The 14,587-nt window shown below is 69.1% G+C and carries 14 protein-coding genes; 6 read left to right on the forward strand and 8 right to left on the reverse strand.

Annotation, left to right across the window (positions count from 1 at the left end; translation table 11 throughout):
- Nucleotides 1–81 precede the first annotated feature (81 nt).
- Nucleotides 82–447, forward strand: coding sequence for a nuclear transport factor 2 family protein (locus MPLG2_RS10350; RefSeq protein WP_105186052.1), 366 nt, complete (start codon nt 82–84; stop codon nt 445–447).
- Here MPLG2_RS10350 and MPLG2_RS10355 read toward each other — a convergent pair.
- Nucleotides 417–1,052 carry a histidine phosphatase family protein gene (locus MPLG2_RS10355; RefSeq protein ID WP_105186053.1) on the reverse strand — a complete coding sequence of 212 codons (636 nt, stop codon included), beginning with the start codon at nt 1,050–1,052 and terminating at the stop codon, nt 417–419. The two genes, MPLG2_RS10350 and MPLG2_RS10355, sit on opposite strands and share 31 nt — an antisense overlap.
- Before the next feature lie 35 nt (nt 1,053–1,087).
- Between MPLG2_RS10355 and MPLG2_RS10360 the strand changes: the two genes are divergently transcribed.
- Both MPLG2_RS10360 and MPLG2_RS10365 read left to right on the forward strand, forming a co-directional pair.
- Nucleotides 1,088–2,110 (forward strand): malate dehydrogenase, encoded by a 1,023-nt coding sequence (locus MPLG2_RS10360; RefSeq protein ID WP_105186054.1) that lies wholly within the window; start codon nt 1,088–1,090, stop codon nt 2,108–2,110.
- Nucleotides 2,111–2,223: 113 nt separating this feature from the next.
- Entirely contained in the window at nt 2,224–3,945 is a 1,722-nt protein-coding gene (locus MPLG2_RS10365; RefSeq protein WP_105186055.1) for an AMP-binding protein, read from the forward strand.
- Nucleotides 3,946–3,967: 22 nt separating this feature from the next.
- Here MPLG2_RS10365 and MPLG2_RS10370 read toward each other — a convergent pair whose 3' ends face one another.
- From MPLG2_RS10370 to MPLG2_RS10385, 4 genes are read right to left on the reverse strand one after another with little or no spacing between them, the layout of a single operon-like run.
- The gene (locus tag MPLG2_RS10370) at nt 3,968–4,270 is read right to left on the reverse strand and encodes a DUF3017 domain-containing protein (protein ID WP_105186056.1); all 303 of its coding nucleotides are present in this window, start codon (nt 4,268–4,270) and stop codon (nt 3,968–3,970) included.
- A gap of 48 nt (nt 4,271–4,318) precedes the next feature.
- Nucleotides 4,319–5,866 carry a bifunctional phosphoribosylaminoimidazolecarboxamide formyltransferase/IMP cyclohydrolase gene (purH, locus tag MPLG2_RS10375; RefSeq protein WP_105186057.1) on the reverse strand — a complete coding sequence of 516 codons (1,548 nt, stop codon included), beginning with the start codon at nt 5,864–5,866 and terminating at the stop codon, nt 4,319–4,321.
- A complete protein-coding gene (gene purN, locus MPLG2_RS10380) occupies nt 5,863–6,441 on the reverse strand; it encodes a phosphoribosylglycinamide formyltransferase (RefSeq protein ID WP_105186058.1) in 579 nt (192 codons plus the stop codon). The genes purH and purN overlap by 4 nt, the downstream gene beginning before the upstream one ends.
- Before the next feature lie 10 nt (nt 6,442–6,451).
- A complete protein-coding gene (locus tag MPLG2_RS10385; protein WP_197709908.1) occupies nt 6,452–7,672 on the reverse strand; it encodes an MFS transporter in 1,221 nt (406 codons plus the stop codon).
- An 81-nt stretch (nt 7,673–7,753) separates the two neighbouring features.
- On the opposite strand from MPLG2_RS10385, the gene MPLG2_RS10390 reads away from it, so the two are divergent.
- Nucleotides 7,754–8,374, forward strand: coding sequence for a TetR/AcrR family transcriptional regulator (locus tag MPLG2_RS10390; protein WP_231935625.1), 621 nt, complete (start codon nt 7,754–7,756; stop codon nt 8,372–8,374).
- Nucleotides 8,375–8,377: 3 nt separating this feature from the next.
- Here MPLG2_RS10390 and MPLG2_RS10395 read toward each other — a convergent pair whose 3' ends face one another.
- Nucleotides 8,378–9,685 carry a cell division protein PerM gene (locus tag MPLG2_RS10395; RefSeq protein ID WP_158681046.1) on the reverse strand — a complete coding sequence of 436 codons (1,308 nt, stop codon included), beginning with the start codon at nt 9,683–9,685 and terminating at the stop codon, nt 8,378–8,380.
- A 100-nt stretch (nt 9,686–9,785) separates the two neighbouring features.
- Between MPLG2_RS10395 and MPLG2_RS10400 the strand changes: the two genes are divergently transcribed.
- A complete protein-coding gene (locus MPLG2_RS10400; protein ID WP_105186062.1) occupies nt 9,786–11,480 on the forward strand; it encodes a hypothetical protein in 1,695 nt (564 codons plus the stop codon).
- Between the two features lie 7 nt (nt 11,481–11,487).
- Here MPLG2_RS10400 and sucD read toward each other — a convergent pair whose 3' ends face one another.
- Entirely contained in the window at nt 11,488–12,378 is an 891-nt protein-coding gene (sucD, locus tag MPLG2_RS10405; protein WP_105186063.1) for a succinate--CoA ligase subunit alpha, read from the reverse strand.
- A 13-nt stretch (nt 12,379–12,391) separates the two neighbouring features.
- Nucleotides 12,392–13,564: an ADP-forming succinate--CoA ligase subunit beta gene (sucC, locus tag MPLG2_RS10410; RefSeq protein WP_105186064.1), complete on the reverse strand. Its 1,173-nt coding sequence runs from the start codon at nt 13,562–13,564 to the stop codon at nt 12,392–12,394.
- Nucleotides 13,565–13,779: 215 nt separating this feature from the next.
- Between sucC and MPLG2_RS10415 the strand changes: the two genes are divergently transcribed.
- Nucleotides 13,780–14,586, forward strand: coding sequence for a M23 family metallopeptidase (locus MPLG2_RS10415; RefSeq protein WP_105186065.1), 807 nt, complete (start codon nt 13,780–13,782; stop codon nt 14,584–14,586).
- The last annotated feature ends 1 nt before the right edge of the window (nt 14,587 follow it).

Here is a 14,587-nt window from a genome sequence, read left to right on the forward strand (position 1 = left end):
GCTCTGACAAGAGCTAGAGGCCGGCCCCGCAAGGCGTGGTGATCACGAGACTGTCGGCGCCGCCGGGCATGGTGTCGTTGCATGAATGCCGATGACCTGCTGACTCGATTGGGCGATGTGCTCAACGGGCACCGCTGGGCGCAACTGCCCATCCTGTTGCACCCCGACTTCACCTGCCTACTGGTGCACACCGGCGAACGGTTCACCCGTGACGAGTGGGTGCGGTTCAACGCCGAGTACCCGGGCTTTCAGGGCTACGAACTGGTGGACCGCGTGGTCAGTGGCGACCGGGCTGCCGCCCGTGCCCACGTCACCGGGCTGGTCGCCGGCCGGTTGCGGCATTTCGAGGTGGCCGAGTTTCTCACCGCGAAGAACGGTCTGATCGCCGACCTCGTCGAGGTGTGGGCCGACCTCGATCAGGCCCCGCCGACCCGTGACAATCGGTGAAACCCGTCGTCGGGATCGTGTTCGGGGTAGTCGATGCCCAGCAGGCGCCAACCGGCGTCGGGATCGCCGTCGGCCACGATCACCGTGGTGTTCGGCAGCCCGCTGGCACCCAACTCGACGTGCACCTGCGGCATCACGTGGCCGGCCCACGTGCGAATCGCCGCACCGTGGCTCACGATCAAGGCGGTTTCGTGCCCGGCGTTCGCCACCAGCCGCACCGCGTCGCCGAATCGGGCCACGAACTCGTCACCGCTCTCGCCGCCCGGTATGCGGGCCGCCGCATCACCCTGCCCCCACGACCGCAGCACCGCCAGATAGCGCTGCAGATCGGCCGACATCTCGTCGTGCCCGCCACCGATCTCACGCAACCCGGGCAGCGTGACGGGTCGCAGCCCACCCGCCGCTGCCACCGGCGCAGCGGTCTGCACGGCCCGCACCAGATCGGACGAGTACACCCCGCCCAGCCGAGCACCGGCCAGCCGCGCGGCCAGCCGCAACGCCTGGGCGTGCCCGTACGCGTCCAGTTCGGGGCCCGGTGGCGCGGTGTCGAGCAAGGCTGCGACGTTCGAGGCGGTTCGGGCATGGCGGGCCAACAGCAGACGCACGAACCGAGCCTAATCGGCGGCGCTGCGCTGATAGCGTGAAGCAGTCACCTTTCGCGCAAGGAGAGAAACTCGTGAGCACACCAGTCAAGGTCGCCGTCACCGGTGCCGCCGGCCAGATCTGCTACAGCCTGCTGTTCCGCCTCGCCAGCGGAGCCCTACTCGGCCCCGACCAGCCGGTCGAACTGCGGCTGCTCGAGATCACCCCGGCGCTCAAGGCGCTCGAGGGCGTGGTGATGGAACTCGACGACTGCGCCTTCCCCACGTTGGCCAAGGTCGAGATCGGCGACGACCCCAACAAGGTCTTCGACGGGGTCAACCTGGCCATGCTGGTCGGGGCCCGTCCCCGCACCGCCGGCATGGAGCGCGGCGACCTGCTCAGCGCCAACGGCGCCATCTTCACCGCCCAGGGCAAGGCGCTCAACGCCGTCGCGGCCGATGACATCAAGGTGCTGGTCACCGGCAACCCGGCCAACACCAACGCCCTGATCGCCATGAAGAACGCTCCCGACATTCCCACCGAGCGGTTCAACGCGCTCACGCGGCTCGACCACAACCGGGCCATCAGCCAGCTCGCCGCCAAGGCCGGGGTGCCGGTCACTGCCGTCAAGCAGATGACGATCTGGGGCAACCATTCGGCCACCCAGTACCCCGACGTGTTCAACGCCGAAGTCAACGGCCAGAACGCCGCGGCACTGATCGACGACCAGGCGTGGATCGAGAACGACTTCATTCCCACCGTCGCCAAGCGCGGTGCCGCGATCATCGCTGCCCGCGGGTCGAGTTCCGCCGCGTCGGCCGCCAACGCCACCATCGAGCACATGCGCGACTGGGTGCTGGGCTCGCCGGCCGGCGACTGGATCTCGGCCGCGGTGCCGTCCGACGGCTCGTACGGGGTGCCCGAGGGCATCATCAGCTCATTCCCGGTGATCACCTCGGGCGGCACCTGGACCATCGTGCAGGACCTCGACGTCAACGACTTCAGCCGCGCCCGCATCGACGCCTCGGTCGCCGAACTGCAGGACGAGGCCGCCGCAGTCACCGAGCTCGGGTTGATCTGAACGCGTCACGCCGCATCGTCCACTGTGGTCACCGTTAGCGGTGCCCACAGTGGGTCAACCTCTGCCGCCACGGGGCTAGGCTCATCAACCACCGTCTCCAGGGAGTGACGCCGATGCCGAACGACTACCAAGGACGCCCCGCGACCGCCGGCACCGAGGCCGTCCGAGCGGCGCGCGATTTTCTGTTCGACCACGCCACCGACTACGACGGCGCCGTCGAGGGGTTTCAGTGGCCGCAACTCGACCAGTTCAACTTCGCCCTGGAGTGGTTCGACGTGGTGGCGGGCCAGCACCCCGCCCGAGCCGCCGTCACCATCGTCGACGCCGACCTCAACGCCGCCACCACCACCTACGGTGAACTGGCCGCACGCTCCGATCAGGTGGCGAACTGGCTGACCGGGCTGGGCGTCCGACGAGGCGACGCGATGATCGTGATGCTCAACAACTCCATCGAGTTGTGGCAGATTCTGCTCGGCCTGCTCAAGGTCGGCGCCGTCGCGATTCCCACCTCGACCCTGCTCACCGATGTCGACCTGACGTTTCGGGTCGACCGCGCCGAGGCCCGGTTCACCATCGCGCCCACCGCGCTGGCCGACCGGTTCACCGGGCTGCCCGCCGACGTCACCCGCATCGGCGTCGGCGACCCGACGGACGGCTGGGTCGACTTCGCGGCATCGGCCGATGCCGCCGCCGACTACCAACCCGACGGCCCCACCCCCGCCGACGACACCTGCCTGCTCTACTTCACCTCGGGCACCACCGCCCGGCCCAAACTGGTGCAGCACACCCAGGTGAGCTACCCCGTCGGCCACCTGTCGACGATGTGGTGGCTGGGCGTGCGCGAAGGCGACGTACACCTGAACATCAGTTCGCCGGGGTGGGGCAAGCACGCGTGGAGCAACTTCTTCTCGCCGTTCCTGGCCCAGGCCACGGTGTTCATCTTCAACTACGCCCGCTTCGACGCGGCCGCGCTGATGCGGGTGATGGACACCCACCAGGTCACCACGTTCTGCGCGCCGCCGACGGTGTGGCGCATGCTGATTCAGGCGGATCTGAATCAGTTGAGCAGGCCGCCCCGCGAACTCGTGGGGGCCGGTGAGCCGCTCAACCCCGAGGTGATCAGCCAGGTGCGTGCGGCCTGGGGTTCGACCATTCGTGACGGCTTCGGCCAAACCGAAACCACCTGCTGGATCGGCAACTCCCCTGGTCAGCTTGTCAAGGACGGTTCGATGGGCCGTCCGATGCCCGGCTACACCGTGGTGCTGCTCGACCCGGCGACGGGCGAGCCCAACCCCGACGAGGGTGAGATCTGCCTCGACCTGGCGAAGCGTCCACTCGCCCTGATGGGCGGCTACTGGCACGACCCCGACTACACCGCAGAGGCCATGCGCGACGGCTTCTACCATTCGGGCGACATCGCCGGCCGAGACGCCGACGGCTACCTCACCTACGTCGGACGCGCCGACGACGTGTTCAAGGCGTCCGACTACAAGATCAGCCCGTTCGAACTCGAATCGGTACTGCTCGAACACCCGGCGGTGGCCGAGGCCGCGGTGGTTCCCAGCCCGCACCCGGTGCGCGCCGCGGTGCCGAAGGCGTACGTGCTGCTCACGTCCGGTTTCGAGGCCGGCACCGACGTGGCTCGTTCGATCTTCGCCCACGCCAAAGCGAACCTGTCGGGCTTTCAGTTGGTGCGCATCATCGAGTTCACCAACGAGCTACCGAAGACCATTTCGGGCAAGATCCGCCGAATCGACCTGCGCACCGCCGAGGCGGCACGCGTCGACAACGGCTCGGACGACACCGACCAGTTCCATTGGCGCGACCACAAGTAGGCCGCAACAAAGCCTGACCCCGTCAGTTGCGCAGCGCCGGCACCAACCAGGCCAGCACCGTGATGCCGATGCCGAGCGTCAGCAACACGATGGTGTCGACCAGTTTGTTGCGCACCGTCAGCAGACCGACGCGACGGTTCGGCAACAGCCGAAACAGCCCGCCCATGGTGATCGACAGCCCGATCAGCGTGGTGCCGGCGCGCCAATGACTGGACGCGGCCACGATCAAGCCGGCGAACGAGCCCAGTAGCACGGCCGCCAGCGGCCACTGCCCCAGCACCTGCTGTGCGAAGTTCTTCGGCGGACGCTCCGCGGGTGCGGTCATGGACTCGATCGTGCCAGAGGCCGGCCCTGCTCGGCGGAAGGCACGGGCTCAGTGGAAGAAGTGCCGGGTGCCGGTGAAGTACATGGTCACCCCGGCGGCCTTCGCCGCCTCGATGGTGTCGGCGTCGCGCATCGAGCCACCCGGCTGCACGATGGCCTTGACCCCGGCCTCGATCAAGATGCCGGGGCCGTCGGCGAAGGGGAAGAAGGCGTCCGACGCCGCCACCGAGCCCGCGGCCCGATCACCGGCGCGCTCGACCGCGAGCCGGCACGAGTCGACCCGGTTCACCTGGCCCATGCCGACACCGACGGACGCCCCGCCCGAGGCCAGCAGAATCGCGTTGCTCTTCACCGCCCGACACGCGCGCCAGGCGAACGCCAGGTCGGCCAGGGTGGCCTCATCGGCAGGCTCGCCGGCCGCGAGCGTCCAGTTGGCGGGGTCATCGCCGGGGGCGTCGATACGGTCGGGCTGTTGCAGCAGCGCCCCGCCCGAAATGGGCTGCAGTTGCCGCTCACGGTGCTGGTACGGCTCGGCCTGCAGCAGGCGGATGTTCTTCTTGCGGGTCAGCACCTCCAGCGCGCCCGGTTCGAAGCCGGGCGCGATCAGCACCTCGGTGAACACCTCGGCGACCTGCTCGGCCAACGCCACGCTGACTGGACGGTTGGTGGCGATCACCCCGCCGAACGCGCTCACCGGATCACAGGCGTGCGCCTTTCGGTGCGCCTCGGCGATGTCGGTACCGACCGCGATGCCGCACGGGTTGGCGTGCTTGATGATGGCCACCGCCGGGTCGGTGAAGTCGTAGGCTGCCCGGTAGGCGGCGTCACCGTCGGTGTAGTTGTTGTAGCTCATCTCTTTGCCGTGCAACTGCTCGGCGGCGGTGATGCCGGCCGGACCGTTGGGGTAGCGGTACAGCGCGGCGGCCTGGTGACTGTTCTCGCCGTACCGCAGGCCACCGACCTTGTGCCAGGTGCCGGCGATCCACGCCGGAAAGTCGTTGGGCTGAAACTGCTCCCCCAGCCAACTCGCCACCGCCATGTCGTAGGCGGCGGTGTGCCGAAAGGCCACCATGGCCAGGCCCTGCCGCTCGCCGAGGGTGAAGCCGCCGGCGGCCAGGGCGTCCACGACGCAGGGGTACTGGTCGGGGGCGGTGACGATCGCCACCGAGGGGTGGTTCTTGGCCGCGGCACGCACCATGCTCGGCCCGCCGATGTCGATCTGCTCGATGCACTCATCGGGCGTGGCGCCCGAGGCCACGGTCTGGGTGAACGGGTACAGGTTGCTCACCACCAGCTGGAACGGCTCGATGCCCAGTTCGGCGAGCTGGTCGCGGTGCGACTGCAGGCGCAGGTCGGCGAGCAGGCCGGCGTGAATGTGGGGGTGCAGGGTCTTCACCCGGCCGTCCAGGCATTCGGCGAAGCCGGTGACCTGCTCCACCGGGGTCACAGGCACGCCCGCATCGGTGAGCGTTCGAGCCGTTGAGCCGGTCGAGACCAGCTCGACGCCCGCGTCGGCCAGCGCCCGGCCGAGTTCGACGAGGCCGGTCTTGTCGTACACCGACAGCAGGGCGCGGCGAATCACTGTGCGGTCGGTCATGAGTCCCCCTGATGGGCCAGTTCGTTGACGGTGCGGACGAGCAGGGCGCGCTCGGCCACCTTGATGCGTTCGTGCAGGCTCTCGACGCTGTCGTCGGGCAGCACCGGCACGGCCTCTTGGGCGAGAATGCGTCCGGTGTCGACGCCGGCGTCCACCTCGAACACTGTGGTGCCGGTGATCTTGACGCCGTGCGCCAAGGCGTCGCGGGGGCCGTGCATGCCCGGAAAGCTGGGCAGCAGGGCCGGGTGGGTGTTGATCGTGCGGCCCCCGAAGCGGCCCAGAAAAGCTGGGCCGACCAGTTTCATGAAGCCGGCCAGCACCACCAGATCGACGTCGTGAGCAGCCACCTGGCGGGTGAATTCGGCGTCCCAGGCGGCGCGGTCACCGCCCTTGACGAACGGGTGCACGAAGGTGGGCACCCCCGCCTGCTCGGCGCGCCCCAGCCCCTGCGCCGCGTCGTTGTCGGCACCCACCACGACCACCGTGGCGTTGAGCGTGTGGTCGGCCTCAGCATCGAGCAACGCCTGCAGCAAGCTGCCGGTGCCTGAGACGAGCACGGCGATGCGTAAGGCCATGGACGGCAGCCTAGTGGTGCCCAGCCACGGCCACCGACGGGTGTCCGAGAGCGCGGCGCTGCACGACCCACACGACCAGGGCCACCCCGAGAGTGGCGGCCGCCGCCACAATGATGGCCTGCCAGCCCCCGACCCCCCACAAGCCGCCGGCCAGTGCCGAGCCCACTGAGCCACCGATGAAGTTGCCGACCACGAAAACCGTGTTGAGGCGGCTGCGCGAGGCAGGGTCGACGGCCAGCATGCGGGTTTGGGTGAGCACCATGGTCGACTGGATGCCGATCGAGTAGACGGCGATGGCCACGAGCAGCACCGGCAACGACGAGCCCCCCAGGCCCGCGACCACGAAACCGGCAAGGGCCACGACCAAGCCCACTCCGATCGCGGGCACCGTCAGCCCACGATCTGCCAGACGGCCCACCCGCTGCGCCGCGAGCGCCCCGAAGATGCCGGCGAGACCGACGAGCCCGATCTGGGTGGTCGAGAATCCGAACGGCGCCGCGGCCAGCAGCAGAGTCAGTCCGGTCCAGAACAACGTGAACGTGGCCATCGCTGCGGCGCCGATCAGGCCGATCCAGCGGGCCGTCGCGTTGTGCCCATAGGTACCCAGCACCGATGCCAGCAGTGCGCGGTAACTGACTCGAGCCCGCGGCGCGAGCGTTGGCAACGCGCGGTACATGACCAACGACAGCACCAGCATCAACCCTGCGACGATCAGATACAGGGCGCGCCAGCCGATCAGGTCGGTGACGATTCCGCTGATGGCGCGGGCGATCATCACGCCCAACAGCATTCCGGACGCGACCGTGCCCAGCACCCGTCCGCGCTGGTCGTCGTCGGCCAGGTCGGCCGCCAACGGGGCAAGCAACTGACCCGAGACGGTGCTGGCGCCGACGAGCGCGAGCGTGACCAGCAGTACCGAGAACGTGGGGGCGATGGCGCTCGCAGCAAGCATGGTGGCGGCCACCATCATGAACGCGGGAATCACCACTCGTCGGTTGACGATGTCACCCAGCGGTACCAGCAAGAAGACCCCGATCGCGTAGCCGAGCTGGGTCACCGTGATCAACTGACCCGCAGCGCCGATCGAAATGCCGAAACCCGTGGCGATCGTGTCAAGAATCGGCTGCGCCCAGTACAGGTTGCCGACCGCTGCGCCTCCGGCCACGGCGAAAAGAAAGGCCTTGCCGGGCGCCATTCCCGAGCGCTCTGCAGGGGTGGTTGTTGAGGTCACTCGTCCTCCAAAGATTTCCAACGTTACCGTTGGAGATCACCGTAGTACGCTTGCGGCAGATTTGCAACGTAACCGTTGGAGATGGGAGTTCTGCACATGGCCTGGGACGTGGAGGGCACCAAGCGCAAGATTCTCGACGCAGCCACACGTGAGTTCGTGGCGCATGGCCAGCACGGCACCACGATCGAACGCATCGCGCGCCGTGCGGGGGTGAACAAAGAACGCGTCTACCACTACTACGGCGGCATGACCGACCTGTTCGCGACCGTGCTGCGCGAGAAGGTGGCCGAAGGTGCTGGAGCGGTTCTGTTGCCGGCCACAGGGGTCGACCAGGTGGCCGAGTTCGAGGCACGACTCTTCGACTTCAACAACGAGCATTCCGACCTGATCCGGCTGCTGATGTGGGAGGCGCTCGCCTTCACCGACGAGGTTCCAGACGAAGGCAAGCGGGTGGCCATGTACCGACGTCGCACCGACGAACTGCGTGCCGGCCAACAATCGGGGTTGATCTCGGACACCCTTGATGCAGACATGCTGCATCTGTTGCTGTTGTCACTGGTGGGCTATGGCGCCCTGCTGCCCCAGGTCGTGCGCATGATCACCGGCGACGGCCACGATGCGCGCTACCGGGCAGCCGTCGTCGAGGGCGCTCGGCGGCTCACCACCCCGGCCTCGAACCACGTGGATCGGCCGGCAGGCTAGCGATCAGTCGCGCCCACGCAGCGGAACGGTCTGCTGCTCGAGCTCTTCGGTGGGTTCGTCGAGCACCTGCGTGGTGTCGTCGGGGCCGGTCTCGCGCGGCGCCGGCGGAAGCGTGCGAGCCTTCGCGAACCAGTGACCGAGCGCGCCGAGCGTGCCCCCCACCACCAGCGGCAGCGGCGCCAGCCAGATCAGGTTGAGCAGCACCGGCCCCATGCCGACCAGGCGGTCGGCACCGAGGTCCCCGCGCGACAGTGCTCCCACCGCAACGATGAGCACCGCTGCGCCGACCCCCGCCGACGCACCCCGCGCGCAGGCCCGCAACCACGTGCCGCCGACCGCTGGACGGGCTGAGGCCGCCCAGCCGGCGACCACGCCCGACAGCACGCCCGAAGCGAGCCAGACGTAGGCCCACGCCGAGCCGCCACCCGGCTGGGGCACGGCGCCGAACACGGGCACCGCGGGCAGCAGCCCGACCGAGGTGAGCAGCGGTGAGACGAACGAGCCCACGCCCACGCTGAAGCCGGCGCCCAGCACCCAGCTGGCCGTCCAGGCCAGCAGGTTGGGCAGAAAGAGCAGTTGGGCTACCACCAGTAGCACGGCGCCGACGCCGTCGGGGGCCACCGCGCTCTCGAGCTGGCTCACCCGCTCGCCGCCCACGATCAGGCCGATCAGCAGCACGGCCGCCGCGACGGCGGTGAGCGCGGCCAGCCCGGCAGCGATCGCGCGCGGCAGACCCTGCAGCCAGGCCGGCACCGTCACCAGCGAGCGCACCCGCGGTGCGAGCGCCCAACCGGCGCCGAGGCCGCCGACCACCAGGCCGCCGAGCACCGCCCAGCCGATACGGGGTGCCGCACCCGAGGTGAGCGCGACCACCGCGCCGACGAACCCGTACCCGCAGGTCGCCAGGCCCCAGGCCTTGACCGCGCCGAGACCGTCCAGCGCCGCAGCCGGCACGGCACGCAGGCCGAGCCCGACCACGGTGCGGGTGAGCAGCACGAACAGCGCGCTCAAGCCGAGCGGAATGAGGGTGAGCGTGATATCGCCGATGGTGGCGCCGGCGCCGTGACCGGCGAGCCACAACTGACCGGCGAAGCCGAGCATGCGCGGCACCGGAATGGCCATCGCGGTGAACCAACCGATCATCACCAGGCCGATCACCAGCAGCCAACCGACCATGGCCGCGGCCGCGCCACCGGCCAGGGCCATCGGCAGCAGCGGGAACTCGACCGTCGTCGGCGACTCGCTGTCACGATTGACCTCGGCCACGGTCAGCCGAACGCGATTGCGACGGCGATCTGTTCGAGTGGGCATGATGCTCTATCGTCGGGCAGCCGCCGGGCGCCGGTGGGCCGGACACGCCCAGCCGCACTAAACTCGTCGTGATCACCCCAAAGACGACCCGAAGGACCTCATGAGCGACACCGAATCCGGCCGGCCGCGACGCGCTCTGGGGCCCTTCGACGACGATGACGTCAACGACGACGACCTGCTCGATGACGACGACGTGTCGGCCGAACCCAGCCCATCGAGGGCGTGGACGGTGACCGAGTCCGAACCGTCCGACGCCGACGGCGGCCGGACGGACGAGCCGGAGGTCAGCACGCCGATTCCGCCGCCGGCGCCGGCCCTGCCCGAGCCGCTGCAACCCCCTGAGGCCGGACGCCGGTTCTCGGCCGAGCCGGTCGCCGACGACGCCGTGGCCGGCGCTCCGCGCCGTTCGGCGGCCAGCGTGAGTTCGCCACCCCACCTCGACGAAGCGGCGACACCCCCGGTCGGTGTCGACGCCACCGAAGGCGAGCCCGCCACCACCGAGGGCGAAACCGCGCAGAATCCGCGCCGCCGCATGATGGCGTTGATCGCCGCGGCGGTGGCGGTCGTGGTCGTGCTCGGTGTGGTGCTGTGGCTCACGGTCGGCCGGTCGGGCACCACCGCCACCCCAGCCACTACCTCACCGACGGCCTCGACCACGGCGAGCGAGAGCCCGAGCGCCACCCCTGCGCTGCTCGACGCGAACCAGTTGCTCACCTCCGCCGATCTGGCCAGGCTGCGCCTCAAGAACACCTGGACCGAGGCGCCCCCCGCGAACGGCGCCGCGCCCACCCCGGCATGCATCGAACTGGCCAGCGCCGGGGGCGTCTCGCCCGATGCCGAGGCGAGCCGCAGGTTCACCGGCAGCGCCGACGGCGGCGTGCTGGTGCAGGTGGCCCAGGCGATGGCCGACGTGCAGGCGGCCACCACCGCCTACGAAGCCCTGCTCAACCAGGCCGGCGGCTGTGCCGATGCGCACCTGCTCGGCGCCTACCAGATCGATGGCCTCGCCGACTCGGCGACGGTGCTCACCACCGAACTGAGCGACGGCACCCGGCACACCATGCTGATCTCTCGCACCGGCCGCTTCGTCGGCGTGATCGACGCCGCTGTGACCAAGATTCCGGCGGTCGGCGTCGGGGCACTCAGCCGGGCCGCAGCGTCCTCGCTGGCCCGGCAGTGCGGCAACGCCACGGGCACCTGCCCGAGCACCCCGAAGGCCGCCGCGACCCTGCCCCCGGCCACTGATCCGGTGGGCTGGCTGGCCTGGGTGGACGTTCCGCAACTCACCCCCGGTGAGGGCAAGTGGACCGCCACCGACGCCAAGGCCCCAAGCCTCGTCGGCAGCCAGTGCGAGGACGTCAGCCTGAACAAGCTGCCCGGCACGTCCGAGTCGGCCCACCGCACCTACCTGCTGACCGACGACTCCAAGGCCCCCGACGGCTTCGGCATCGACCAGGCCATCTACACCTTCAGCAAGGCTTCAGCGGCCACCGCGATGGCAAAGACCCTCGACGACAACTTCAAGAGCTGTGGCGATCGCACCCGCACCGCGACGGTGGACGACGGCGGCGTGACCGCAACGGGCGCCGACGGCGCGAAGTTCACCGGCACCAGCTACACGGTCACGCAACGCATCAGCGCGACCAAGACGGTCACCTTCAGGGTCGGCGTCACCGCGGTCGGCACCCGGTTGGTCTACCTGCTGGCCAACCCGTCGGCGAACTTCGACTTCACCGACAAGGCCTGGGAGGCGCTGGTCGGCCGCGCCGCCCAGCGGGTCACGCAATACCAGTGAGGCTCGCTCAGCCCTTGCTCTCCATGATCTCGCGCACCAGGGACGCGGTCTCGCTCGGGGTACGTCCGACCTTGACGCCGGCCGCCTCGAGCGCCGCGGCCTTCGCCTGCGCGGTGCCCTTGGAGCCCGACACGATCGCGCCGGCGTGACCCATGGTCTTGCCCTCGGGGGCGGTGAACCCGGCCACGTAGCCGACCACCGGTTTGGTCACGTTCTCGGCGATGTAGGCCGCGGCCCGTTCTTCGGCGTCGCCGCCGATCTCGCCGATCATCACGATGCAGTCGGTTTCGGGGTCGGCTTCGAACGCCGCGAGGGCGTCGATGTGGGTGGTGCCGATGATCGGGTCGCCACCGATGCCGACGGCGGTCGAGAAGCCGATGTCGGCCAGTTCGAACATCATCTGGTAGGTCAACGTGCCCGACTTGCTGACCAGCCCGATGCGGCCCCCACGAGGGGCGATGCTGGCCGGAATGATGCCGACGTTGGAATGCCCGGGGCTGATCAGGCCCGGGCAGTTCGGGCCGATCAGCCGGGTCGTGCCGCTGTGCGCGGCGTAGGTGTAGAACTCGGCGGTGTCTTTCACCGGCACGCCCTCGGTGATCACCACCACGAGCTCGATGCCGGCGTCGACGGCCTCGAACACGGCCTTCTTGGTGTACGCGGCAGGCACGAAGATCACCGACACGTTCGCCCCGGTGGCCTCCTTGGCCTCGGCGACCGAGTCGTACACCTTCACCGGATCCTCTTCGAAGGTGACCGTCTGGCCGCCCTTGCCGGGCGTGACGCCACCGACCACACGGGTGCCCGAGCTGATCATGCGTTGGGTGTGCTTACGGCCCTCAGAGCCGGTCATGCCCTGTACGAGCACCTTGCTGTTCTGGTCCAGCCAGATCGTCATGAAACGCGTCCCTTCAGTTCGTGCTGGCCAGTTCGGCGGCCTTGCGGGCCGCGGAGTCCATGGTGAGTTCCATCGTCACCAGCGGGTGCGCCGCCTCGGTGAGAATGTGCCGGCCGATCTCGACCGCGTTGCCGTCGAGCCGGACGACGATCGGCTTGGTCGCCTTCGGGCCCAGAATCTCGAGGGCGGCGATGATGCCCTTGGCCACCTCGGAACAGGCCGTGATGCCGCCGAACACGTTCACGAAGACGACCTTCACCTGCTCGTCGGACAGGATGATGTCGAGCCCGTCGGCCATCACTTGGGCGGACGCGCCGCCGCCGATGTCGAGAAAGTTGGCCGGGGTCGGGCTGCCGGGGAACTCCTTGCCGGCGCCGGCGACCACGTCGAGGGTGCTCATCACCAGACCGGCACCGTTGCCGATGATGCCGACGCTGCCGTCGAGCTTGACGTAGTTGAGGTGCTTCTCGCGGGCCCTGATCTCGAGGGGATCGTCGCGCGACTCGTCGGCCAGTTCGGTCCAGTCGGGGTGCCGGAAGGCCGCGTTCGCATCGAGCGACACCTTGCCGTCGAGCGCCAGGATCCTTCCGTCGCCGGTCTTCACCAAAGGGTTGACCTCGACGAGAGTGGCGTCGTTGTCGCGGTAGACCTCGCCCAGCAGCACCAGCACGCGGGCCACCTCGGCCCGGTCGGCTTCGGCGAAGCCGGCGGCGGCCACGATCTCGTCGGCCTTGGCGGCGTCCAAGCCGGTGATCGGGTCGACCTCGACGCGGGCCAGCTTCTCGGGGTGCTCTTCGGCGAGCGTCTCGATGTCCATGCCGCCCTCGACCGAGCACATGGCCAGGTAGCTGCGATTGGCGCGGTCGAGCAGCAGGCCGAAGTAGTACTCCTCGGCGATGTCGGCACCCTCGGTGATCATGACCTGCTCAACGGTGTGGCCGTTGATCACCAGACCGAGAATGTCGGCTGCCCGGTCGCGGGCCTCTTCAGCACTGCGCGCCAGTTTCACGCCGCCGGCCTTGCCCCGACCCCCGGTTTTCACCTGGGCCTTGACCACCACCACGGGCGTGGCGAGCGTACGCGTGGCCTGCTCGACCTCCTCGGGCGTACGCGCCACGATGCCGCGCAACACCGGCACGCCCCCGGCCTCGAACAGGTCCCTCGCCTGGTACTCGAATAGATCCACCGACCACTCCGTCCGTCCACGTCGAATCTCCTGCCCTGCAGGCCTCAGGTCACGATAGTCGGACGAGCCCGCCCACGGCACACCGGGACCCGCAGTCTGGGTGTTCCAGAGCGCGAGAACCCGATTCTGAGAATCTCCCTAAGAAATGCTAAGGTCTTTCCAGGTCGCCGGTTCTCGGTCGACCGACAACGTTGCAGTAATGAGGAGACACACGCGTGCGCCCAGCAGAGGCTGATCCGCAAACGACCGGGGCGACCCGGTCGAGGGTCGTTCGCCAGGGTGTCGCGACCCTCGCCATCGGCGCGTTGTGCCTGGGCCTGACGCCACTCGCCACCGGGGCCTCGTCCGCGGCCCCGGTGCCCCAGCCCACCTACGCCGTCGACCGGGCAGCCATGGACGCCCGCGACCAGGGCGTCAGCCGCGACGTGGCGCGCGTGGCCGCCCCGCAGGCGCTCGCCCAGGCCCGCAGCCAGTCGCTGGCCCAGACCGCAGCCGAACTGGCCGCCGGACGGCAGAGCGACGCACTCGCCACCCGCACCCAGGCCCTGAGTAGTGCAGCCGAGAACATCACCGAGCAGTCGAAGCTGCTGAGCGACGCGTCGAACTTTCTGATGCCCACGGCCGGCAAGTTCGGTTCGGGCTTCGGCATGCGGCTGCACCCGATCCTGCACTACTACCGCATGCACAACGGCCAAGACATCGGCGGTACCTGCGGTCAGCCCATCTGGGCCGCCCAGGACGGCACGGTGGTCAAGGTCGCGACCAGCGGCTACAACGGTGGCTCGGGTCACAACGTGCGCATCGACGGGGGCAAGGTCGGCGATGTCGACCTCGAGACCGCCTACCTGCACATGAACACGATCGTGGTGAAGGTCGGCCAGAAGGTGCACAAGGGCGAACTGCTCGGCACCGTCGGCAACACCGGCATCTCGACCGCCTGCCACCTGCACTTCTCGGTGTACGTCAACGGCAAGGCCGTCAACCCGACCCCCTACCTCAAGAACGCCGCCAAACTGAGCTGAG

This window comes from Micropruina glycogenica (assembly GCF_900289045.1).
Lineage (GTDB): Bacteria > Actinomycetota > Actinomycetes > Propionibacteriales > Propionibacteriaceae > Micropruina > Micropruina glycogenica.